This window comes from Methylobacterium organophilum (assembly GCF_022533465.1).
GTDB lineage: Bacteria > Pseudomonadota > Alphaproteobacteria > Rhizobiales > Beijerinckiaceae > Methylobacterium > Methylobacterium organophilum.
In genome coordinates, this window is record NZ_CP092848.1 from 3400279 (window position 1) to 3420645 (window position 20367).

Consider the following 20367-nt stretch of genomic DNA (forward strand, 5'->3'; position numbering starts at 1 on the left):
CCGCGGATTTGAATTCGGGGTGGATCCTCGCAGCGCGGGCGTCGCGACGGGACCGTCGGCGCGGGTGCTAGCAGGAGGGTTGACGGGTATCAACGAGGCTGAGATATGTCAACAACGCTGACTTATCTCCGGGCCCGGCCCGGGACGGCGGTTCTCCCGCCCTTCCTCGCCCCTGACAGCATCGAGGCAGCCGAAGACGTGACACGCCACGTGACGATGAGCGCCGCGGCGGCGCAGAGCTTCGACGACCGCGCCTTCGACCGGCACGACGCGCTCCCCGCCTGCGAAGGGCCGGCCGAGGGGTCCCGGGCGAGCGACGACCTGATCGAGCTGTTCTTCTTCGCCTATCGCGACTTCGTGAGCGACCCGGACCGGATCCTGGCGCAATACGGCTTCGGCCGGGCGCATCACCGGGTGCTGCACTTCGTGGACCGCTATCCGGGCCTGACCATCGCCGAGCTCCTCGACATCCTGAAGATCACCAAGCAGAGCCTCAACCGGGTCCTGAAGGACCTGATCGAGCAGGGCTATGTCGAGCAGAAGACCGGCGTGAACGACCGGCGCCAGCGGCTCCTGTTCTGCACGCGGGCCGGGCGGGACCTCGCGGCGGATCTGAGCCGGGTGCAGACGAAGCGCGTGGTGCAGGCGCTCGCCGGCCAGGCCGAAGCCGAGGGGGCGGATGCACGCACCTCGGCGCAGGATTTCCTCCTCGGCATGATCGAGCCCGACGAGCGTGCGGCCGTGCGCCGCCTGATGGCGCGCCGCGCGGGAGAGGCGGCGTGAGCGGCGGGCTGGCCGTGCGGGCCCGGGCCGAGCTGCCCGACCATGCGCCGCATATCCTCGTCGTCGACGATGACCGCCGGGTGCGGGAGCTGCTCTCGCGCTTCCTGTGCGAGCACGGCTTCCGCGTCACCGCGGCGGCCAATGTCGACGAGGCGCGCGCGCGCAGCCAGTGCTTCGTGTTCGACGCCCTCGTCCTCGACGTGATGATGCCCGGCGAGAACGGGTTCGACTACGCCCGCTCCGTGCGCGAGACCTCCCAGGTCCCGATCCTGATGCTCACCGCCCGCTCCAATCCCAACGACCGGGTGATGGGCCTGGAGATCGGGGCCGACGACTACCTGCCCAAGCCCTTCGAGCCCCGGGAGCTGATCCTGCGGCTCAACAACATCCTGCGCCGCAACGCCGAGGGGCCGTCGCCCCGCGGGGGCGGCGTCGCCGTCACCTTCGGCCCCTTCAGCTTCCGCACCGACCGGGGCGAGCTGAAGCGGGGCGAGGAGGTGATCCGCATCACCGACCGCGAGCGCGAGATCCTGACCATGCTCGCCCAGGCCCGGGGCGCCAGCGTGGAGCGGGAGGTGTTGGCGGGCAGCGGGGGCCTCGCCGCCGAGCGCACCATCGACGTGCAGATCAACCGCCTGCGCCGCAAGACGGAGCCGGATCCGGCCAATCCGAGCTTCCTGCAGACCGTGCGCGGGGTCGGCTACCGTCTCGTGATCGATTAGGGGCCGCGCGATGCCCGATCCGGGCACTACCCTCGCCGCGCTGCCGGAACAGGCAAGGCGGGCCGTCGCGCAGCCGCGCAGGCTGTGGCGGCGCATCGCCCGGGCGATCGGCGACGCCCTGCCGAAGGGGCTCTATGCCCGCTCGCTCATCATCATCATCGCCCCCGTCGTCCTGCTCCAGTCGGTGATCGCCTACACCTTCATGGAGCGGCACTGGCAGCTGGTGACGCGGCGGCTCTCCGCGGCGGTGACGGCCGACATCGCCGCGCTGATCGACATCTACGAGAGCTACCCCCAGGACAAGGACGTCGAGACCCTCTCCCGGATCGCCGGGGAGCGGCTGAACCTCGACCTCGACGTGCTGAAGGGCGCCAAGCTGCCCCCGCCCGCGCCGCGGCCCTTCTTCTCGATCCTCGACGAGGCCCTCTCCGACGAGCTCAAGCGCCAGATCCGGCGCCCCTTCTGGATCGACACGGTCGGCCGCTCGAACCTGATCGAGATCCGCGTCGCGATCCCCGACGGGGTTTTGCGCGTCACGGCGCGGCGCAGCCAGGCCTATGCCTCGAACTCGCACATCTTCCTGGTCTGGATGACCGGCTCGTCCCTGGTGCTGCTCGGCGTCGCGATCCTGTTCCTGCGCAACCAGATCAAGCCGATCCTGCGCCTCGCCGCGGTGGCGGAGGGCTTCGGCAAGGGCCGGGAGATCGAGTTCAAGCCCCGGGGCGCCCGGGAGGTCCGGCAGGCGGGCCACGCCTTCATCGAGATGAAGCGGCGCATCGAACGGGCGATGGAGCAGCGCACGATGATGCTCAACGGCGTGAGTCACGACCTGCGCACCATCATCACCCGCTTCAAGCTTTCCCTCGCTTTGGTCGAGCAGAGCTCGGACGTGGAGGACCTGCAGCGGGACGTGGACGAGATGAGCCGCATGCTCGAGGCCTATCTCGCCTTCGCCAAGGGCGATTCGGCGGAGACCGCGGCCCCCACCGACATGCGGGCGCTGCTCGAGGACCTGCGCACCGACGTGGAGCGGCTGGGCGCCCATGTGGAGGCGGTCGACCTTGAGGGGCGGCCGGTGGTGACGGTGCGGCCCGACGCCTTCCGGCGCTGCCTGTTCAACCTCGCCGCCAATGCCGCGCGCTACGGCGAGACCGTGGCGATCAGCGGCAAGGCCGAGCACCGCTCCTTCCTCGTCTCCATCGACGACGACGGCCCCGGCATTCCGCCGGAAAGCCGGGAGGAGGTGTTCAAGCCGTTCCTGCGCCTCGACGACGCCCGGCAGGATGCCGGCGGCTCCGGCCTCGGCCTCGCCATCGCCCGGGACATCGCCCGCGCCCATGGCGGCGACATCCTGCTGCACGACAGCCCCCTCGGCGGCCTGCGGGCGACGGTGCGGATCCCGGCCTGAACAGGCCCTACTGCACCAGCATCAGCCGGGACTTGCCGTCACCGGCAGCAGGCCGACTCCAGGGCTCGACATGGCCGGCATAGAAATCCTCGACGAGGTCGCGGACCACCTCAGCGATCTCGCCGCTGCGCTCCTCCTCGAAATGGATCTCGTTGCCCACCGAGCGGCCGAGGCTCGGCGCGGCGCTCTTCAGCTCGGGCAAGAGCTTCTCGCTGTATTCCTTGCTGAGCCCCGAGACGCAGATGTAGTTGCGCCCGCCGAGGACCGGACCATACTTGATGCCGATCTTGTGCTCGGAACCGGCGCTGTTGTGCAGGTTCGCGGTCAGGCAGACGAAGTCTTCCTTGTCCACGTCGACGGTCAGGCCCGAGATGGTGCCGGCAGCGTTGCGGTCCTCGTCCAGCACCTCCGCCATGAGGCTGAGCACGCTGATGATCGGCTGGAGCGCCTTGGTGCCGTCCTCCAGCAGCTTGCGGCGCAGCTGATTTTTGCGGGCATCGGCCGCCTGCAGGCGACGACGGAAGCGATTTTTGATTTCGTACGGATCGGTCATCGCGCATCCCCACGAGCGAAAATCGATTATTCTGCTCTGCGGAGAAACTAAGAAACGCATATTATTCGGTCAAGCAGTTGCACAGTATTCGCGCGTGCAAATACGATGAGCGCCTGCCCAGTTTCACGACCTGCCCAAAATTTGGGCATCTATGACCGCGCACGACCGGCTGCGGATCGGTCGCGCGAAACGGCGATGATCCGCCCGTTGCGGCCTGCCGCACCCGGCCAGAATCCCGCGTCCCGGGAGTTTCCCTCGGCCGAACGGCGGTGCTAAGACCGCTGCGCTTTCTGTAAGATCCGGGCCCGCGTGAAGGCCCGCACAACGCGAGGGAACGCAATGAACCCGCTGGTGCCGCTTCTGGTCCTCCTGCTCCTGCCGATCGGCGCCATCTCCGCGGTGCTGTTCACGGATACGGGCATCGACCCGGCCCTGCTCACCGCCACGATCAAGACCTTCGCGATCCTGTTCGTCGTCGGCGGCGCCCTGTCCTTCGCCGCGAGCCGCCTCGCCGCGCGCTCGAACTGACGGCCCGCACGATCCCGGCGGCGGGGTGGCGAGGCGCCTGCTTCCGCCGAGAACATCGCCCGGGCGCTGGAGCGGATGGGACGGTTCCTGTCGGAGCGCGCCCCGGCCTGACGGCCCTCAGGCCGGCCTGAGGGCCGGCGCCTTCGGCCGCGGCGCTCCCGCGATGTGGAACAGGGCAGGGCGCTCGAACAGGGCGTTCAGCGGCGTCCTGCGGATCAGGCGCTCGAACAGGAGCGGCGTCACCACCGCCACCGCCGTCACGATCAGGCTGGCCAGACCGATATCGGCGATCAGCCCGGACTTGACGATCAGGGTGCGGCTCAGCGCCATCGGCAGGAAGAAGGCGAAGTAGATCACGATCGAGCGCCGGCCGCAGGCCCGGAACGCGGCCGTGACCGGCCCTCCGGCCCGGGTCAGGAGGGCGGCCACCGAGACGATCGCCAGCGCGCCGATGCTGCCGAGAACGAGGCTCACGCCGGGCAGGCTCGCCAGCGTCGGATAGGCGGGGAACCCGCTCGGGCTGAAGGCGAAGAGGGCCTCGACCAGAGCCCATACGGCAAGCCCAGCCAGCGCCATGGCGGGCCGGCCGCGCACCCCCGTCGCGAAGGCGAAGATCCGCTCGGCGAAGAGATAGCCGCCGACGAAATAGACGTAGCGGCCGCAGAACTCCTCCAGCAGATAGGGCATGCCGTGGGCCGGCAGCATCTGCAGCAGGGCCGCTCCGGCGAGCAGGAGAGGCGGGGGCACCCGCCCATGGGCGAGCTTGGTCACCACGGAGAAGACGGCGAGCAGATAGATGAACCAGAGGGTCGAGTAGGGCTCGACCAGGGCCCAGGCGAGGTGCAGCCCGAAGGCGGCGAGGGCCCCGTCCAGCCCCTGCGCGCCCGCGACGATCGGACCGGTCTTCACCGCCGACTGGATCACCACCCAGAGGACGTAGAAATAGGCGAAGTGGACGACGCGCCGGTCGGCGAAGAGGCGCCAGTCACGGTCGATCACCCGGCCGAGGAACAGCCCCGAGAGTAGGAAGAAATCCGGGATCCGGAAGGGCTTGGCGAAGGCGACGACCGTGTGCAGAAAGCCCTCGCCCCCCATCGCCTCGCCGGTGCCGAGGGTGGAATGCATCATCACCACGAGGACGATGCAGAGCCCCTTGGCGACATCGACCCAGGCGAGCCGCATCGCGTCCTCGGGCCGGGCCGGACGGACGGGCAAGGGGATCACGGTCACGGGGCGCCTCGCCGGTCGGTCTGTTCGAGCGAGAGGCGAGCCTGACGGGCAATCGTAAAGCGGGGGCTACCCCAGGCGCCCGGCGGCCGGGGAACGCGCCGGCATCCGTAACATTCGGTGAATCAACCGTGCGGCATTCGCGACGCCTTGCGCGCCCGCGTCAGGCGGGTGGGCGCGTGGAAGTCGTCGGGCTTCGTGCGCACCCAGGCCAGGAACCGGGCGATCTCCGGGTCGGCGCGCAGGGCATCCACGTCGGCGAGCCGCCGGGCAATCTCGGCCTCGCTGTAGCGGGCATGGATCGCCGAATGGCAGATCTGGTGCAGGCGCACGGTCTCCCCGTGCCGGCCGCCCTTCAGCTTCGGGGTGAGGTGGTGGAGGCTCTGCCGCGCCCCCGGCGGGATCGGCCGTTCGCAGAGCGGGCAGACGGGCAGAACCGCCGGTGCGGCCGCGCCCGCCTCCTCCTCGCGCCAACGCCGTGCCCGCCGACCGACCATGCCGCCTCCTCCGTGGATCAGCGATGGGAGAGGGCGGCCGGTTCCGGGACGCAGGCCGCGCCGATTCGCCCGCGGAAGAAGGCTTCCACCGCCTGGTCGCGCATCCCGAGGATGGAAACGTGATCGCCCGGGATCACCTCCAGCCGCGCGCGGGCCCCGGCCGCCCGGGCGAGCCCCGCCGCGAGCTTGGCCGGCACCACCGGATCCGCATCCCCCTGCACGATCCAGACCGGCGCCTCGCCCCGGGCGATGCGCAGGTCCGAGCGCCAGGGATCGCGCAGGAGCAGGCCGGCGGGCAGGAGGGGGAAGCGCAGCCGCACGAGATGGAGCAGGGAATCGAAGGGCGCGTCGAGGAACAGCCCGACCGGCGTAGCCTGCTCGGCCACGGCCACGGCGACGCCCGTGCCGAGGGAATGGCCGTGGAGCAGGACCGGCGCGCCCGGCGCCCGGCTCTCGACCGTGCGGAGGGCGGCGCGCCCATCCTCGATCAGCCCCTCCTCGCTCGGCTGGCCGGTGGAGCCGGGATAGCCGCGATAGGCCAGGGTGAGCAGGCCCCAGCCCGCCGCGCGCCAGGGGCCTTGCGAGAACCGCTCCGCATGCGGCTCCGGGCGGGAGCCGTTGCCGTGGAAGCTCAGCACCACGCCGCAGCCCGGCCGCGGCGCCCGCCAGAGCCCATGCAGCCGCTCGCCATCGGCGGTCCCGATGGTGAGCGCCTCGACATCCGCGGGCTGCGCGCTCCAGGGCGGCGGGATGCTCGCGCCCGGATAGATCAGCCGGCGCTGGTTGAAGACGAGGGCACCGATCATCGCGCCCGCGAGCAGAAGCAGGACGAGGGCGAGAATTCCGAGGACGCGCATGCTCTCCTGGTCGCTCCCGAGGCGGCGACGGCAAAGTCGACCCTTAAACAGGGGAATGCAGAGAAGAACAGGCGCCCCGGTGACGCGCCGTTGACAAAGCCGGCCCACGGCCCGAATCTGGAACCGTTCCGAGGGGGGCCCCGATCCGGGGGCTGAGAGTGGGCGAGGCGCCCTGACCCTTGAACCTGATCCGGCTCGTACCGGCGGAGGGACGGGAACCTGCTGCGCGCGGCGAGAGGCCGCGTGTTTGTGAAAGCCCAAACCGTTCGTCGTCTGCGGGTCGCCTCCAACGCCAGGAGTGACACCCGATGAACGCACCCGTCCGTCCCAAGGATCTTCCCAACGGCGCTCCGTCCAGCGTCACCACCGGCCCCGTGGCCGGCTCGCGCAAGGTCTACGCGCAGGCGCCCGGCCGGCCGGACATCACGGTGCCCTTTCGCGAGATCGCGCTGACCGATCCGAACGAGCCGGCGGTGCGGGTCTACGACCCCTCCGGTCCCTATACCGAGACCGATGCCCGGATCGATCTCGAGAAGGGCCTGCCGACCGCCCGCGAGCCCTGGATCGTCAAGCGCGGCTACGAGACGGTGGTGCCCCGCGCCGTGAAGCCCGAGGACAACGGCTTCGCGGCCGACGACAAGCTGGTCGCCCCGTGCCCGGCCGAGCGGACCATCCGCAAGGCGGCCCCCGGCCAGATGGTCACGCAATACGAGTTCGCCCGGGCCGGGATCGTCACCGAGGAGATGATCTACGTCGCCCACCGCGAGAATGCCTGCCGCGAGCAGATGCTGGAGCGGGCCGCCGATGCGCTGAAGGACGGCGAGAGCTTCGGCGCTGCGATCCCGCCCTTCATCACGCCGGACTTCGTGCGCGAGGAGGTGGCCCGGGGCCGCGCCATCATCCCGGCCAACATCAACCACACCGAGCTCGAGCCGATGGCGATCGGCCGCAACTTCCTCGTGAAGATCAACGCCAATATCGGCAATTCCGCCGTCACCTCCTCCGCGGCCGACGAGGTGGAGAAGCTGGTCTGGTCGATCCGCTGGGGCGCGGACACCGTCATGGACCTGTCGACGGGCCGCAACATCCACAACATCCGCTCCTGGATCGTGCGCAACTCCCCCGTGCCGATCGGGACGGTGCCGATCTACCAGGCCCTGGAGAAGGTCGGCGGCGATCCGCTCAAGCTCGACTGGGAGGTCTTCAAGGACACCCTCATCGAGCAGGCCGAGCAGGGCATCGACTACTTCACGATCCATGCCGGCGTGCGGCTCGCCTACGTGCCGCTCACCGCGCGCCGCACCACGGGCATCGTCTCCCGCGGCGGCTCGATCATGGCGCGCTGGTGCCTCGCCGGGCACCGGGAATCGTTCCTCTACGAGCGGTTCGACGAGATCTGCGACATCATGCGGGCCTATGACGTGTCGTTCTCCCTGGGCGACGGCCTGCGCCCCGGCTCCATCGCCGATGCCAACGACGCCGCGCAGTTCGCGGAGCTGGAGACGCTGGGCGAGCTCACCAAGATCGCCTGGGACAAGGGCTGCCAGGTGATGATCGAGGGCCCCGGCCACGTGCCGATGCACAAGATCAAGGTGAACATGGACAAGCAGCTGCGCGAATGCGGCGAGGCGCCGTTCTACACCCTCGGCCCGCTGACGACCGACATCGCGCCCGGCTACGACCACATCACCTCCGGCATCGGCGCGGCGATGATCGGCTGGTTCGGCACGGCGATGCTCTGCTACGTCACGCCCAAGGAGCATCTCGGCCTGCCGAACCGCGACGACGTGAAGACCGGCGTGATCACCTACAAGATCGCCGCCCACGCCGCCGACCTCGCCAAGGGCCACCCCGCCGCGCAGCTGCGCGACGACGCGCTCTCCCGCGCCCGCTTCGATTTCCGCTGGGAGGATCAGTTCAACCTCTCCCTGGATCCGGACACGGCGCGGAGCTTCCACGACGAGACCCTGCCCAAGGATGCGCACAAGGTGGCGCATTTCTGCTCGATGTGCGGGCCGAAATTCTGCTCGATGAAGATCACGCAGGATCTGCGCGCCGATGTGCTCGCCATGGAGGAGGCCGGAATCGTCATCGGGCAATCCGCCCCGATGAGCGAGGAAGAGCGCCGGGCCGGGATGCAGGCGAAGTCGGAGGAGTTCCTCTCCGAGGGCGGCAAGCTCTACGTCGAGGCCGCCGAGTAGCGCCGAGGCGCGGGCCGGGAGGCCAGGGGCCGCCGCTTCCGAGCGGCGGCCCTTTCTCGTTGTGCTCGCATCACGGACTGCAACTGAGCTGCCACAGGGGAGAATTTCCCGACAATTCGCCTCGGTACGTTTACGCTTTCGCAACCGAGACCTGAGCGCGGCGCGGAAAACGCGACGATCTTAAGATTCCGCTTATCGCCTCGGGGCTTCAATCGGGGCACAGTCCTCGATGAGGATGGAGCAATCCCATGGATGCCATAAGGCCGATCTCGACGCCCGCACCGACCCCTTCGGTCGCTTCGGCCGCGGAGTCGCGCCCCACGGCGCAGGTCACGTCCGACACGCCGAACACCAGCCGGCAACTCGCCCCGGCGGTCTCGATCGAGATCAATCCCGAGAACACCCCGGCCGCCAATCCCGCTCCCGCGGCGTCCACGGAGAAGCGCGGCTTCGAGCGTGATCCCGAGAGCCAGGCCATCGTCTACCGCGTGACCGACGCCGCGACCGGCGACGTGCTGGTGCAGATCCCCGACGAGGTCGTTCTCCGGGCGCGTGCCTATGCCCGCGACGGCACGGCGCAGCTCGGCCAGCGCATCGCGAAATTCGCCTAGCTTCTCCTTCGCTCTTCCGGGAATTCAGGGCCGCTCCACCGGGGCGGCCCTTCGCATGTCCGGGACTGTACCCATGCGGTCAGGCGGCCACCGGACCGGGATCGCCCTGCAGGCCGGCGGCGAGGTGATGATTGAGGGTGACGAGCGTCTCGAGCTTGCGGGCGCTCGGCTCGATCATCGCGTCGATGATCGTGCGGAAGACATAGACGGCGAGATTGCTGACGTTCTGGCGCAGATCGTCGGGCAGAGGATTGGCCGGATCGGCCACGGCGGAGGCCAGAACAGTCCAGACCTTCTGGTTGAAGATCAGGGCCTCGTTCAGCGCCACGGAGCCGGGCTCGACATTGCCCTGCAGGGCCTGGAGCCGGCCAGCGGCCTTGAGAAGTACGGCGGCCTCGGCTTCTCGGGGAGAGAGTGCGCTGCGCGAGACCTTCGCGTAGGCATTGGCCGCATACGACATCGATTTGGTGTCCCCGCCGTTCGGGCAGCGCAGAGGCCCGCTCGTCGATCTTTCTGGCACGCGCCTGTTAAAAGAAGGTGAGCGAGGATCCGCCACGATGGCGCCCTCTTGAAGGGCGAGAGATTTGCTGCACTGCGTGCGACGCAGATTGCGATCCGGACCCGCCGTTCATGACGAACTTCTTCCTTGGCACGCTTGCCGGCGGCATCATCGCTTGCGTGGCGACGATCGCGGCCGCGCGCCATCCGGAGGTTCAGTCGCGTCTCGGCCTGGTCCCCCCGGCCCAGGCGGCCAAGGCACCGGCGCCGATCGTGGCGCCCCGCTGCCCGCCTCCGCCGCCCCAGGCCGCCCCAACCGCGCGGGTGGGCAATCCGGAGATGCTGTTCGCCCGCGGGCGCTTCTGGAACGTCGCTCCCTGAAAAGCGCGCGACGCGCGGCCTCCCGGCGCTTCAGACGCTGCTGAGCAGGAACATCACCATCGTGGTGGCGAGGGTGCTGCCGAGGAAGCCGCAGAGCGCGGCGGCGAAGGAGGGGCCGACGGAGGCGGTGTCGACCGTGGCTTGAGCGTTGGTGTTCATCGTGAGCCCCTGAGGAATCGGCATGGCGTCGTTGGTCGAGTGATGCGCCCGAACGCCGCGGATCGGCGTGTGGCGGCGCACCCGGTCAGTCGCAGCGGTTAACGCGCTTGGCGACGCGCAACGCCCGCAATTCGCTCCGCAGATCGATGGAGACGATGTCCTGGCCGCAATCCTCGAAATCGCCCTGGGCGTCGTGGTAGCGGTCGCCGACCTCGTCGAGCGTGTCGCAGACGCGGTCGTGGTTACCCAGGCGCGCCTCCTGGCGGGCCTGGAAGCGCAGCGCACTGGCCTCCTGGAGGCGGCGCTGTCCCTCGACGCAGCTCGGCAGGGCCTGGGCAGGGAGCATCGTCCCGAGAAGTCCCGCAGCCGTGGCGGCGGTGAGAATCGCGTGACGCAGAGTTGAGCCGGACATGGGCAACCCGGAAGCTATCGTGTGAAAGGTACGGCGCAAGACCGGCCAAGATTTCTGGCCCCGATCATCGCCCGTTCATGTGCCGTTGAACGGCGAAGCTGCTTCTATGGTTCCGCGTTTTTGCCCGGCGCGGAGGGCATGCCTCGGCGTCCCCGGCGCGAGACGAGGATCTCGGCGAGGGTCACCGGCCTGAGCCCCTGCGGATCGACGCCGACATCGTATTGACGCGGGATCGGGGTCAGCCGGCCATGGGAATGGCCATGCAGGTTCAGGGCGCCGCGCCCCGTCCCGTTCCAGGTGCGGAAGGCATAGTGGCAGAGCACGAGGCGCCGGCCGTCCACAGTGATCTCCGCATAGTGGCCGACGCTGTCCCAACCCGGCGCCTCCAGGGTCGCCGGGCCGTCATTGTTGCCCACGATCAGGTGCTTGCGCCCGTTCAGCGCGGCGAGGATCGCGCGGACGCGCTCCGGCGGCGGCCCGAGGGCGAAGTCGCCGAGATGCCAGATCTCGTCCGCCGCCCCGACCCGCTCGTTCCAGTTGGCGATCAGCACCGCATCGTGCTCGGCGAGGCTCGCGAAGGGGCGCTTGTCGATGCGCAACGCGCGGGTGTCGCCGAAATGCGTGTCGCTCGTGAAGAAGACCGTCACGGGCCGCGCGTCACCGCCCCGGGCTGAACCGGAGCGGAACCGTGACGGAGAGGCTCGACTGGGTCACGCCGGGGGGGGCCGGCGGCAGTGCGCCGCGCACGGCGGCGAGCGCCGCGCTGTCGATGGCTCCGATGCCGCTGCTGCCCGCCAGCCCGGCCCCGCTCACGGAACCGGACCGGCTCACGGTGAAGCGCACGGTGGCGACGCCGCCGGAGGTGCCGGACGCCGCCTCGCGGTTCATGCGGCCGCGGATGGTGGCCGCCATCGAGGCCTTCCATTGCGCCATGGCGTTCGGATCGCTGCCGGCTGAGGCCGCGCCACCCGAGCTCTGGCGCGAGGCGGAAGCGGAGTTGCGCTGCGACTGCCCGGCGCTGGCGGCAGCGGCCTTGCGAGCCGCCTCGCGCTCACGCTTCTGCGCTTCGCGCTTCTCGCGGATCGCCTCGAGGCGACGCTCCTCGCGTTCCTTCTCGCGCTTGGCTTCGAGGGCGGCCTTGCGACGGGCCTCCCGCTCCGCGGCGATCTTGGCGGGATCGGGCTGTTTGGGCTTCGCCGGCTCGATCGGCTTCGGAGGCTCCGGCGGCTTGGCCACGGTCTCCGGCGGCGGAGGCGCCAGAGCCTCCGCCTCCGGGGCCTGGGAGGTGATGATCCGCTCCTCGGGCGGGGGCGGCGCGGTCTCCGGCGGCTTCTCGGCCAGCACCTCGGGCGGGGGCGGAGGCTTCACCTCCTGCGGCTGCTCGGCGATCGCCTCCTCCGGCACCACCTCGGCGGTCTCAGGCGGGGGCGGCTCGGCGGCCTCCATCGGATCGCCGATCGGCTTGGTGGTCTCGGGCGCGGCCTCGGACTGGGCCTGCTCGGCGGGCGCCTGCGTCTCGGCCTCCGTCATCTGCGGCGCGAGATCGATCGTGATCTCCTGCTCGCCGGGGGGCGCCGGCGGCGTGAAATGCAGGAAGGTGATCGCGAGCAGGGCGAGCGCGTGCAGCAGGAGCGCGACGACGAAGGCCGCGAACAGCCCCGACGGCCCCCGGCCCGGGCTCTGCGACGAAACCAGAGCGGTCATGGCGTTAGGGCGCGGGCGCGTTGGAAGGGGCGGGAGGGGGAGCAGGCGCCGCGCCGCCGCCGGGCGACTGCGCGATCAGCGAGACCTTGGTGAAGCCGGCCTGGCCGACGAGGCCCATCACCTCCATGATCTTGCCGTAGGGCACGTCCCGGTCGCCGCGGACCAGCACGACCTGGTCCGGGTTCTCCGCCTTGAGCGCCCGCAGGCGCGGCATCAGCGTCTCGGGGGTGAAGGCGTCCTTGGCGATGTAGGGATGGCCGTCCTTGTCGATGGAGACTTCCAGGGGCTTCTGCGCCTGGGCAACCTTGGCCGCCGTGGTCTTCGGCAGTTGCACCGGCACGCCCGTCGTCATCAGCGGGGCCGCGACCATGAAGATGATCAGCAGCACGAGCATCACGTCGACCATCGGCGTGACGTTGATGTCCGACATCGGGGTGGCGTCGAGGCCGTCCTCGTCGCTGCCGCCCTCCTGGCGGATCGAACCCATTGCCATCGTCGGCCCTCCCGGGCGGTTGGTGTCGGGCTGCGCGCCGTCCTGACGGGCGCGGCCCCGCGAAAATCTCAGGTCTCGATCAGGCCCCTAGGGGCCTCGCGCGGGCGGCGCGGCCTATTCGGCGGCGGCGCGGGCGTGGCTGGCGCCCCGGTCGCGGGCGAGCCGGTTGCCGAGCACCGCGATGCAGGAGACGAAATTCGACTGGATGCGGGCGACGTCGCCCGAGAGCTTGTTGTAGGCCATGACCGCGGGGATCGCGACGACGAGGCCGATCGCGGTGGCGAAGAGCGCCTCGGCGATGCCCGGCGCCACCACGGCGAGGCTGGTGTCCTGGCTGCGGGCGATGGACGAGAACGAGTTCATGATGCCCCAGACCGTGCCGAACAGGCCGATGAAGGGCGCCGTCGAACCGGAGGTGGCAAGCAGCGGCAGGCCGGTCTGGAGGCGCTTCACCTCGAGGCTCAGCGCCCCGCGCATGGCGCGCTCGATGCGCTCGCGCCGCTCGGCCCGGCTCTCGGTCGGATCCTGATCGCGCCAGGCTTCCAGCCCGGCCTGGACGAGGCGGCTGGCGATGCCCGCCTTGTCCGTCTCCAGGGGACCGCCGCTCGCGATCAGCGTCTCGAAGCGCTTGGCCTCGCGCCGGGCGCCGGCGAAGCGCACGATCTTCTCGAAGACCACGGTCCAGCAGGCGATCGAGGCGACCACGAGCAGGATCATCACGCCCTTCACGATCGGATCGGCCTGCAGGAACAGACCGAGGAACGAGAAATCGTGCGCCGCAGCGGCGGGGGCGGATGTCGGATCCATGGGCGAACTCCTCGAATCGATCCTGTGGCGAAGCCCGGGGCGGTCAGCTGCCCGCCCGGACCCTCAACGGTTGAAGGCGGCGGAGGTCTTGCTGTCGGTCTCGATGCGCTCCAGGCAGCTCTCGCGGCTGGCCTCGCCGCCCTCGCAGGCAAGCACATCGTTCAGAAGGACGCGGCCGATCTTGGGGCAGGCGAGACCGGGGAAGTCGAACAGCCGCACCACGGTCTTCTTGTCCTGGATCGGCCCGAGTTCGACGGCGAGGCGCTTCTGCGCGACGCCCTCGGTGTCGAAGGCGAAGAGGTCGACCTTGAGCGACTTGAGGGCAGGACCGGCGCCGTTGTCGACGACCAGATAGGTCCGGCAGGCCTCGCCGGCGGGCTCGAGGCGATTGAGCTGGATCTTCAGGGCGGGACCGGCCGCGGCCTTGGTGTCCGACGGCTTGGCGTCCGAAGACTTGGCGTCCTGGGCGAGAGCCGGGCCGACGAGAGCCAGCGCGAGGGCCGCGCCCGCGACCAGAGACCGCTTTCCCTTCCCAACCGAACGCATGCCGCGCACGACCACCTCCAACGCCTGCCTCACGTCCATCCTCCCGGTGAGCGGCGGGCCTCCATCGGGCCCGCCTGTCCCGCTTGCCGCCGCGCCACGGGCACGACCCGATCGGGAGCGCGGCCGAGAAAACCGGCCGGCCGGCAATCCACGATCGAAAAAGGCAAGGCCGCACGACGCCGCGATCTCCCGAGGCGTCATCTCGTCGTGCCGGCTGAAGTATCCGACGCAGGATGGTCAATCAAGGCGCCGGCCGAATTATAGAGGAATTCCAAACTGTTATTCGGCGGAGCGCTGGAGCCGAACATTGCCACTTTATCCCAAACCTGTCCTTCTGCACCGGTATTCGCGCTGCCATCCCACTGAGGAAGCCGCGCTTTTCGAGACCCGGCGGCAAAGCTTCGGTATTCACAGGCCCCCCGCGGATCCGGGGGCGCCCTCGGGTGGGAGGAGAAGCCGAGAGAAGAAGCAAGGGACGGGCGAGAGGGACGGGGACGGCCGGCGCCGCGCCCTTGATGGCGCGGAGGGCGGCGGCCATATCTCTTAGACGGAGGGGGGTGCCGCATCGCGCGGGCCTCCCGATCCGCGAAGTGCCTTCAGGGGCGTGCGCCACGCCGGCCCGCGCCTTGCGGGCTTCGGAAATACGAGTTGCGCACCCGATGACGCGGCCTTCCCCGTTCGGTCACCCGTTCCTCCTCGGCTTCGACGAGATCGAGCAGGCGCTCGACCGCGTGTCGAAAGCCGCCAGCGACGGCTATCCCCCCTACAACATCGAGCGGATCCCCCGGGCCGGCGACGCGCCGGAGCGGCTGCGAATCACGCTCGCCGTCGCGGGCTTCACCCTCGATCAGCTGGACGTGACCCTGGAGGAGAGCCAGCTCGTCGTGCGGGGCCGGCAGGTCGACGACAAGGCGCGTCAGTTCCTGCACCGGGGCATCGCGGCGCGCCAGTTCCAACGCACCTTCCTGCTCGCCGACGGGATGGAGGTGCTGGGCGCCGACCTCTCGAACGGCCTGCTCTCGATCGACCTGGTCCGTCCGGAACCGGAGCGGATCGTCCGCAAGATCGCGATCGCCGCGCGGGACTGACCGGCGCTTGGCCGCCTGCGACATCGGCGGTGGCCCGCCCCCTCGCAATCCCTCAGCCGGCCACCCATCTCATCGGTCGAGGCCCGCTGCCGCATCCGCGGGGCGGTGACCGAGACTGGCTCTGCCTTGAAGGAGGGCACGACATGACGAACAACGCACAGACCAACCCGCCCGTCGAATTCGGGCCCGCCGATCTCGCCGCCCTGGGCGAGGGCCACATCGCCTATGTGCGCCCGGTCCGCTCGGATGAGGTGAAGCGCCTGTTCCCCCAGGCGCCCGAGCTCAGCCCCGGCCTCGACCTCTTCGCCCTGCTCTCGGCGAGCGGCGCCCCGATCATGCTCGCGGATTCCCGCGACGTGGTGCTGGCCAACGCCGTGGCGCAGGATCTCTATCCGGTCAGCCTGCACTGATCCGGCCTGCGAGGCGCTCCACCGCCTCGCAGATCAGCGCGATGTCCTGCGGGCGCGACAGGCGGTGATCGCCATCGGCGATCAGCGTCAGCAGCGTGCCCGCACCGGGCAGGCGCTCGACCGTCCGAAGGGCGTGCCGCCAGGGGACGTCGGGATCCTGCATCCCCTGAAGAAGATGGATCGGACAGCCCGGATCGAGGGGGGCGCCGAGCAGCAGGTGCCGGCGCCCATCCTCGATCAGCGCCATGCGGATCGGGTCGGGCTCCGGCGCATAGGCCGTCGCGCGGTACCAGACGCCCTCGGTCTCGAGCTGCCGGCGCACCTCCGGCGGGAATGCCTCCCACATCAGCGCTTCCGTGAAATCGAGGGCCGGGGCGATCAGCACCATGCCGGAAGCGGGGCTGCCCGCCCGCGCGCGCGCCAGGGCAGCGAGGCAGGCGATCCAGCCGCCCATCGAGGAGCCGACGAGGAGGGGGCGCTCCGGCGCGAAGCGGTCGAGCACCGCCACGGCGTCGGCGAGCCAATCCGAGATCGTCCCCTCCGCGAAGCTACCGCCGGATTCGCCGTGGCCGGAATAGTCGAAGCGGACGAGGGGGCGGCCCTGCGAAGCGGCCCAGGCATCGAGCGCCCGCGCCTTGGTGGCGCGCATGTCCGAGCGGAAGCCGCCGAGCCAGACGACCGGCGCCCCCGCTCCCGGCCGGACCCTCACGGCGATGTCCCGCGCGCCCCGCGAGCCTTCGACCTTCAGAATCTCGACGGGGATCTCGTCCCGGGCGCCGCTCTCTGCCATCGCCTGCTCGCTGCTCTCGATTCGCCGCCATGACGCAACAGCGTCGAGGCTTCGTTTACCGAACCGTAAAGCGCGGAGCCGATCCTCGCGCAACCTGTCCCTTCCACACCGTGCCCGCCCCGGCGGCCGCGACGACCCCGGTTCCAGGGAAGATGGCCAGCCACACAAGCACGGACGATCGATGGCGATGAACGGCGAGACCCGGCCTGCCGGTGCCTTCCCGAGCGAGGGCCTGCCGCTCGCCGGCGTGAGCGTGCTCCAGATCATCCCGGCCCTCGAAGCCGGCGGAGCGGAGCGCACCACGGTCGACGTCGCCGCGGCCCTCAGCGCGGCGGGCGCCCGGGCGCTCGTCGCCACCGAGGGCGGGCGGCTCGTGGGCGAGCTCCAGACTCGGGGCGGCGTCTGGCTGCCGTTCCCGGCCAATTCCAAGAACCCCCTCGCCATGGCCTGGAACGTGCGCCGGCTGATGCGCCTGTGCCGGCGGGAGGGGGTGCAGTTGATCCATGCCCGCTCCCGGGCCCCGGCCTGGGTCGCCCTGGGCGCCGCCCGGCGCCTCGGGCTGCCCTTCGTGACGACCTATCACGGCGCCTATTCCGGCCGGACCGGGGTGAAGGTGCTCTACAACTCGGTCATGGCCCGGGGCGACGTGGTCATCGCCAATTCCCACTACACCGCCGACCTGATCCGGCGCTTCCATCCCGAACAGGCCGGCGACCGGATCGCGGTGATCCATCGCGGCACCGATCTCTCGCTCTTCACGCCCTCCGCCGTCGAGCCGGCCCGGGTCGAGGCCCTGCGGCGGCACTGGGGCGTGCCTCCGCACGAGCGCGTGGTGCTGCTCGCCGCCCGGCTCACCGCCTGGAAGGGACAGCGGGTGCTGATCGAGGCGGCGGCCCGGATGCGCGCGCAGGGCGTGCCCGACTTCACCGTGGTGCTGGCCGGCGACCCGCAGGGGCGCGAGGCTTATGTTCGCGAGCTCGACGCCCTGGTGGCGGCCCGCGGCCTCGACGGCGTGGTGCGCCGGGTCGGCCATTGCCTCGACATGCCGGCGGCCTTCCGCGCCGCCGCCGTGGTGGCGGTGCCTTCCGTCGAGCCGGAGGCCTTCGGCCGCTCCGCGGTCGAAGCGCAGGCGCTGGGCGTACCGGTGGTGGTGTCCGATCTCGGGGCCGTGCCGGAAACGGTGCTCGCCCCGCCCGACGTCGAGCCCGGCCTGCGCACGGGCTGGCGCGTGCCCGCGGGCGACCCGGCGGCCCTGGCCGAGGCGCTCGCGGAAGCCTTGTCCCTGCGCGCCAGCGCCCGGGACGCGATGGCCCGGCGCGCTCGCGCGCATGTGGAGGCGAACTTCTCCCTCGAGACCATGACCGCCGCGACCCTCGCCATCTATTCCCATCTGCTCGGTCAGGGCCGGCCGGCAGGTTTCGCGAGTCCGCACGAGCCCGCATGATTCGTGACGATTTCGCCTGACCTTCCCGGAGACCGTCGCAGAACCGGCTTTTCGTGAACCGAAAGTGGTGCTGCCGAGTTGACTTGCGGAGAGGTTTTGCCAAGGTGCGATCGCCCGGCATTGGCCGGGCCGTACGGTGGCCGGGGTTTGCCGAGGTAGGCAGCTCCAAAGGCTGCCGTTTCGTCGTTATTTCAGGAGAACATAGCCATTCGTAGACCGATGAGAGCCATGCCGGCCCCGCAGAAGGACGGGCCGCGCGCCAACCGGGACATTCGCGGTGTCCGCGAGGTTCAGCTGATCGATCAGGACGGGCAGAACCGTGGGATCGTGCCGTTCTTCGACGCCCTCGCCATGGCCGAAGAGGTCGGACTCGACCTCGTCGAGATCGCACCGAATTCCGCACCGCCGGTGTGCAAGTTCCTCGATTACGGGCGCTTCCGCTTCAACGAGCAGAAGAAGCAGAACGAGGCGCGCAAGCGGCAGAAGACCGTCGAGGTCAAGGAGATCAAGCTCCGGCCCGGCATCGACAAGCACGACTACGACGTGAAGATGAAGGCCATGCAGCGGTTCTTCGAGGAAGGCGACAAGGTCAAGGTGACCCTGCGCTTCCGCGGCCGCGAGATGGCGCATCAGGATCTCGGCCTGAGGCTTCTCGAGCGCGTCAAGGGCGAGACCCAGGAGGTCGCCAAGGTCGAGAGCGAGCCGATGCTGGAAGGCCGCCAGATGATCATGATCCTCGCCCCGCGCTGAGCGCCGGGCGAGTCTTCCTCACTCCGCCGCGGACAGGTTGAGCGCCAGGAGCCGTGCCGTGCGCGCGCGGGCGCCGGCGGCTGTCTCGACGGCCGGGCTGCCCAGCGTCCGGCGCCCGTCGTCAAGCGCGCCGTTCACCGCGTCGATCGCGAGGATCAGCGCACCCACCAAGCGGATGTCGATCGAGCGTTCCCGGGCCTGACGCACCACATCCGCGATCAGCGTATCCGTCTCGCGGGTCAGGGCGTCGAGCTGCGCCACGCTGATGGCCGTGCGCGCCTCGCCGAGGATGTCGAGCAGGCGGTCGAGCACCACGTCGATCCGCTCCCGCCGCTTGCGGGCGAGGCGCTGGCCGAGCCAGGCGAAGCCGGAGCCGATGGTGCCGCCGAAGAAGGCGATCAGGTAGATCCAGTCCTCGTAGCGTTCGAGCAGGGTCTGCTGCTCGCGCTCGAAATAGTCGACCGCACCCGGATGGTTCGGCAGCCGCGCGCTCGTCGCGGTGACGGTGGTCTCGTAGTCCGGCGCCTTCATCAGATTGGCGACGGGGGCGGTCGCCGCGAGGCGCGAGCGCCACTCGAACAGGTGCTGCACCACCGAGGCCACGGCCATGCGGCTCACCGAGCCCCGGGCCATCAGGCGGTAGGACACGCCCACGGTCTCGACATCCTCCTCCGGCCGCTTCGGCCAGCCGCCGAAGGTGCCCGCGGGGATGGTGACCGATTGCAGCTCCGGCAGGCGCTGGATGATCGCCTTGCCGTCCGGCACGCTCACCAGGGTCACCGCCTTGTCGGGGGAGGCGGCCTCGACCGCGCGCACCGTGGAGATCGCCGCCTTGGAGGCCGGGGCGGCGACGACCGCGACGGCATCGACGCGCTTGGTGGAGAGGGCCTCGCTCACCTCGGCGGCCTTGAGCGGCACCAGGCCGACATGGGCGGCGGGCAGCGTCCGGCCCTCGGCGAGCTCGGCGGGGCTCGCCGGCTTGAAATCGTAGAAATCGAGAAGGTTCGTCAGGAACGGGATGTCGGCGGCGTGGCGCACCACCACGCCCAGGCGCCGCTTCGACAGATCGGCCACGTTCTCGATGCCGCTCGCCTCCGGCGCGGCCACGATCAGCGCCTCGTCGTGCAGCACCGCGAGAGTCAGGCCGTTCTCCGGCAGCAGCACGTCCGGACGGACGACGGCCAGATCCGCCTTGTTCTCCTGCAGAGCGGCGGCGCTGTCGCGCACGTCGTCGAAATGATGGACCTGGAGGCGCACGTCCTCGTGGTTGCGCGCCAGCGTCTTGGCATAGACCTCCATCAGCGCCGCCTCCGCCCCGTCGCGCGGGCCGACGGCCACGGCGAGGGTGGTGGGGCGCGAGAGATAGGCGATCCCGGCCGCCACGGCGCCAAAGATGAGCGCCAGCAGGACGAGCACCCACTCGCGCCGCATCAGGACGGAGCCCAGCCGGGTTCGGGTCCGGCGAACCTGCGTGCTAACCATATTCTCGTCATGGATC

General features: G+C 70.2%; 25 protein-coding genes and 1 riboswitch. Of the genes, 11 read left to right on the plus strand and 14 right to left on the minus strand.

Annotated elements, in window-relative coordinates:
• Positions 1-216: 216 nt before the first annotated feature.
• From MMB17_RS15880 to MMB17_RS15890, 3 genes are read left to right on the plus strand one after another with little or no spacing between them, the layout of a single operon-like run.
• Positions 217-783, plus strand: coding sequence for a MarR family winged helix-turn-helix transcriptional regulator (locus tag MMB17_RS15880; RefSeq protein WP_241102211.1), 567 nt, complete (start codon positions 217-219; stop codon positions 781-783).
• Complete coding sequence (locus MMB17_RS15885) at positions 780-1505, plus strand: response regulator (RefSeq protein ID WP_238312797.1); 726 nt, start codon at positions 780-782, stop codon at positions 1503-1505. The genes MMB17_RS15880 and MMB17_RS15885 overlap by 4 nt, the downstream gene beginning before the upstream one ends.
• Positions 1506-1515: 10 nt before the next feature.
• The gene (locus MMB17_RS15890; protein WP_238312795.1) at positions 1516-2913 is read left to right on the plus strand and encodes an ATP-binding protein; all 1398 of its coding nucleotides are present in this window, start codon (positions 1516-1518) and stop codon (positions 2911-2913) included.
• A gap of 7 nt (positions 2914-2920) precedes the next feature.
• Here the strand turns inward: MMB17_RS15890 and MMB17_RS15895 are convergent, their stop codons facing one another.
• Complete coding sequence (locus tag MMB17_RS15895) at positions 2921-3466, minus strand: hypothetical protein (protein WP_241099500.1); 546 nt, start codon at positions 3464-3466, stop codon at positions 2921-2923.
• 351 nt (positions 3467-3817) lie between these two features.
• On the opposite strand from MMB17_RS15895, the gene MMB17_RS15900 reads away from it, so the two are divergent.
• The gene (locus MMB17_RS15900; RefSeq protein WP_420847276.1) at positions 3818-3994 is read left to right on the plus strand and encodes a hypothetical protein; all 177 of its coding nucleotides are present in this window, start codon (positions 3818-3820) and stop codon (positions 3992-3994) included.
• 117 nt (positions 3995-4111) lie between these two features.
• On the opposite strand, the gene MMB17_RS15905 is transcribed toward MMB17_RS15900, so the two are convergent.
• From MMB17_RS15905 to MMB17_RS15915, 3 genes are all read right to left on the minus strand, one after another.
• Positions 4112-5176 carry an acyltransferase family protein gene (locus MMB17_RS15905; RefSeq protein WP_241102212.1) on the minus strand — a complete coding sequence of 355 codons (1065 nt, stop codon included), beginning with the start codon at positions 5174-5176 and terminating at the stop codon, positions 4112-4114.
• 170 nt (positions 5177-5346) lie between these two features.
• Entirely contained in the window at positions 5347-5718 is a 372-nt protein-coding gene (locus tag MMB17_RS15910; RefSeq protein WP_241099502.1) for an HNH endonuclease, read from the minus strand.
• A gap of 17 nt (positions 5719-5735) precedes the next feature.
• Complete coding sequence (locus tag MMB17_RS15915) at positions 5736-6575, minus strand: alpha/beta hydrolase (protein WP_241099503.1); 840 nt, start codon at positions 6573-6575, stop codon at positions 5736-5738.
• Positions 6576-6696: 121 nt separating this feature from the next.
• A riboswitch (TPP riboswitch) is annotated at positions 6697-6804 on the plus strand.
• Between the two features lie 79 nt (positions 6805-6883).
• Here MMB17_RS15915 and thiC point away from each other — a divergent pair.
• Positions 6884-8776, plus strand: coding sequence for a phosphomethylpyrimidine synthase ThiC (thiC, locus tag MMB17_RS15920; RefSeq protein WP_238312788.1), 1893 nt, complete (start codon positions 6884-6886; stop codon positions 8774-8776).
• A gap of 248 nt (positions 8777-9024) precedes the next feature.
• Positions 9025-9387 carry a flagellar protein FlaG gene (locus tag MMB17_RS15925; protein ID WP_241099504.1) on the plus strand — a complete coding sequence of 121 codons (363 nt, stop codon included), beginning with the start codon at positions 9025-9027 and terminating at the stop codon, positions 9385-9387.
• 79 nt (positions 9388-9466) lie between these two features.
• Here the strand turns inward: MMB17_RS15925 and flaF are convergent, their stop codons facing one another.
• Positions 9467-9847: a flagellar biosynthesis regulator FlaF gene (gene flaF / locus MMB17_RS15930; protein ID WP_238312786.1), complete on the minus strand. Its 381-nt coding sequence runs from the start codon at positions 9845-9847 to the stop codon at positions 9467-9469.
• A 170-nt stretch (positions 9848-10017) separates the two neighbouring features.
• Between flaF and MMB17_RS15935 the strand changes: the two genes are divergently transcribed.
• Positions 10018-10266 (plus strand): hypothetical protein, encoded by a 249-nt coding sequence (locus MMB17_RS15935; protein ID WP_241099506.1) that lies wholly within the window; start codon positions 10018-10020, stop codon positions 10264-10266.
• Between the two features lie 30 nt (positions 10267-10296).
• On the opposite strand, the gene MMB17_RS15940 is transcribed toward MMB17_RS15935, so the two are convergent.
• The 7 genes from MMB17_RS15940 to MMB17_RS15970 form a co-directional block, all read right to left on the minus strand.
• Positions 10297-10506 carry a hypothetical protein gene (locus MMB17_RS15940; protein WP_241102310.1) on the minus strand — a complete coding sequence of 70 codons (210 nt, stop codon included), beginning with the start codon at positions 10504-10506 and terminating at the stop codon, positions 10297-10299.
• 4 nt (positions 10507-10510) lie between these two features.
• Positions 10511-10837 carry a hypothetical protein gene (locus tag MMB17_RS15945; RefSeq protein WP_373325050.1) on the minus strand — a complete coding sequence of 109 codons (327 nt, stop codon included), beginning with the start codon at positions 10835-10837 and terminating at the stop codon, positions 10511-10513.
• A gap of 104 nt (positions 10838-10941) precedes the next feature.
• Positions 10942-11484 carry a metallophosphoesterase family protein gene (locus MMB17_RS15950; RefSeq protein WP_241099507.1) on the minus strand — a complete coding sequence of 181 codons (543 nt, stop codon included), beginning with the start codon at positions 11482-11484 and terminating at the stop codon, positions 10942-10944.
• A 10-nt stretch (positions 11485-11494) separates the two neighbouring features.
• On the minus strand, positions 11495-12541 hold the full coding sequence (locus MMB17_RS15955) for an energy transducer TonB family protein (RefSeq protein WP_238312781.1): 1047 nt from the start codon (positions 12539-12541) through the stop codon (positions 11495-11497).
• Between the two features lie 4 nt (positions 12542-12545).
• Positions 12546-13034 carry a protein TolR gene (tolR, locus tag MMB17_RS15960; protein ID WP_241099509.1) on the minus strand — a complete coding sequence of 163 codons (489 nt, stop codon included), beginning with the start codon at positions 13032-13034 and terminating at the stop codon, positions 12546-12548.
• 114 nt (positions 13035-13148) lie between these two features.
• Positions 13149-13841 (minus strand): MotA/TolQ/ExbB proton channel family protein, encoded by a 693-nt coding sequence (locus MMB17_RS15965; protein WP_238312777.1) that lies wholly within the window; start codon positions 13839-13841, stop codon positions 13149-13151.
• 63 nt (positions 13842-13904) lie between these two features.
• Complete coding sequence (locus MMB17_RS15970) at positions 13905-14387, minus strand: Tat pathway signal protein (RefSeq protein ID WP_241102213.1); 483 nt, start codon at positions 14385-14387, stop codon at positions 13905-13907.
• A 659-nt stretch (positions 14388-15046) separates the two neighbouring features.
• Here MMB17_RS15970 and MMB17_RS15975 point away from each other — a divergent pair.
• Both MMB17_RS15975 and MMB17_RS15980 read left to right on the plus strand, forming a co-directional pair.
• Positions 15047-15475, plus strand: a complete 429-nt coding sequence (locus MMB17_RS15975) for an Hsp20 family protein (protein ID WP_238312775.1) — start codon at positions 15047-15049, stop codon at positions 15473-15475.
• A gap of 143 nt (positions 15476-15618) precedes the next feature.
• On the plus strand, positions 15619-15885 hold the full coding sequence (locus MMB17_RS15980) for a BQ00720 family protein (RefSeq protein ID WP_238312773.1): 267 nt from the start codon (positions 15619-15621) through the stop codon (positions 15883-15885).
• Here MMB17_RS15980 and MMB17_RS15985 read toward each other — a convergent pair.
• Entirely contained in the window at positions 15872-16675 is an 804-nt protein-coding gene (locus MMB17_RS15985; protein ID WP_241099511.1) for an alpha/beta hydrolase, read from the minus strand. The two genes, MMB17_RS15980 and MMB17_RS15985, sit on opposite strands and share 14 nt — an antisense overlap.
• A 187-nt stretch (positions 16676-16862) precedes the next feature.
• Here MMB17_RS15985 and MMB17_RS15990 point away from each other — a divergent pair, with 187 nt between their 5' ends.
• Both MMB17_RS15990 and infC read left to right on the plus strand, forming a co-directional pair.
• Entirely contained in the window at positions 16863-18119 is a 1257-nt protein-coding gene (locus MMB17_RS15990; RefSeq protein WP_238312768.1) for a glycosyltransferase family 4 protein, read from the plus strand.
• Positions 18120-18347: 228 nt separating this feature from the next.
• Entirely contained in the window at positions 18348-18869 is a 522-nt protein-coding gene (gene infC, locus MMB17_RS15995; protein WP_238312766.1) for a translation initiation factor IF-3, read from the plus strand.
• An 18-nt stretch (positions 18870-18887) separates the two neighbouring features.
• Here the strand turns inward: infC and MMB17_RS16000 are convergent, their stop codons facing one another.
• Positions 18888-20300, minus strand: a complete 1413-nt coding sequence (locus MMB17_RS16000; protein ID WP_241099513.1) for a TAXI family TRAP transporter solute-binding subunit — start codon at positions 20298-20300, stop codon at positions 18888-18890.
• Positions 20301-20367 lie beyond the last annotated feature (67 nt).

Bases quoted from the DNA above. Each gene is read 5' to 3' on its own strand.
- MMB17_RS15880 (WP_241102211.1), top strand. From the start codon at position 217: ATGAGCGCCGCGGCGGCGCAGAGCTTCGACGACCGCGCCTTCGACCGG.
- MMB17_RS15890 (WP_238312795.1), top strand. From the start codon at position 1,516: ATGCCCGATCCGGGCACTACCCTCGCCGCGCTGCCGGAACAGGCAAGG.
- MMB17_RS15895 (WP_241099500.1), bottom strand. From the start codon at position 3,466: ATGACCGATCCGTACGAAATCAAAAATCGCTTCCGTCGTCGCCTGCAG.
- MMB17_RS15905 (WP_241102212.1), bottom strand. From the start codon at position 5,176: ATGCGGCTCGCCTGGGTCGATGTCGCCAAGGGGCTCTGCATCGTCCTC.
- MMB17_RS15910 (WP_241099502.1), bottom strand. From the start codon at position 5,718: ATGGTCGGTCGGCGGGCACGGCGTTGGCGCGAGGAGGAGGCGGGCGCG.
- MMB17_RS15915 (WP_241099503.1), bottom strand. From the start codon at position 6,575: ATGCGCGTCCTCGGAATTCTCGCCCTCGTCCTGCTTCTGCTCGCGGGC.
- thiC (WP_238312788.1), top strand. From the start codon at position 6,884: ATGAACGCACCCGTCCGTCCCAAGGATCTTCCCAACGGCGCTCCGTCC.
- MMB17_RS15925 (WP_241099504.1), top strand. From the start codon at position 9,025: ATGGATGCCATAAGGCCGATCTCGACGCCCGCACCGACCCCTTCGGTC.
- flaF (WP_238312786.1), bottom strand. From the start codon at position 9,847: ATGTCGTATGCGGCCAATGCCTACGCGAAGGTCTCGCGCAGCGCACTC.
- MMB17_RS15935 (WP_241099506.1), top strand. From the start codon at position 10,018: ATGACGAACTTCTTCCTTGGCACGCTTGCCGGCGGCATCATCGCTTGC.
- MMB17_RS15945 (WP_373325050.1), bottom strand. From the start codon at position 10,837: ATGTCCGGCTCAACTCTGCGTCACGCGATTCTCACCGCCGCCACGGCT.
- MMB17_RS15955 (WP_238312781.1), bottom strand. From the start codon at position 12,541: ATGACCGCTCTGGTTTCGTCGCAGAGCCCGGGCCGGGGGCCGTCGGGG.
- tolR (WP_241099509.1), bottom strand. From the start codon at position 13,034: ATGGCAATGGGTTCGATCCGCCAGGAGGGCGGCAGCGACGAGGACGGC.
- MMB17_RS15965 (WP_238312777.1), bottom strand. From the start codon at position 13,841: ATGGATCCGACATCCGCCCCCGCCGCTGCGGCGCACGATTTCTCGTTC.
- MMB17_RS15970 (WP_241102213.1), bottom strand. From the start codon at position 14,387: ATGCGTTCGGTTGGGAAGGGAAAGCGGTCTCTGGTCGCGGGCGCGGCC.
- MMB17_RS15975 (WP_238312775.1), top strand. From the start codon at position 15,047: ATGACGCGGCCTTCCCCGTTCGGTCACCCGTTCCTCCTCGGCTTCGAC.
- MMB17_RS15980 (WP_238312773.1), top strand. From the start codon at position 15,619: ATGACGAACAACGCACAGACCAACCCGCCCGTCGAATTCGGGCCCGCC.
- MMB17_RS15985 (WP_241099511.1), bottom strand. From the start codon at position 16,675: ATGGCAGAGAGCGGCGCCCGGGACGAGATCCCCGTCGAGATTCTGAAG.
- MMB17_RS15990 (WP_238312768.1), top strand. From the start codon at position 16,863: ATGAACGGCGAGACCCGGCCTGCCGGTGCCTTCCCGAGCGAGGGCCTG.
- infC (WP_238312766.1), top strand. From the start codon at position 18,348: ATGCCGGCCCCGCAGAAGGACGGGCCGCGCGCCAACCGGGACATTCGC.
- MMB17_RS16000 (WP_241099513.1), bottom strand. From the start codon at position 20,300: ATGCGGCGCGAGTGGGTGCTCGTCCTGCTGGCGCTCATCTTTGGCGCC.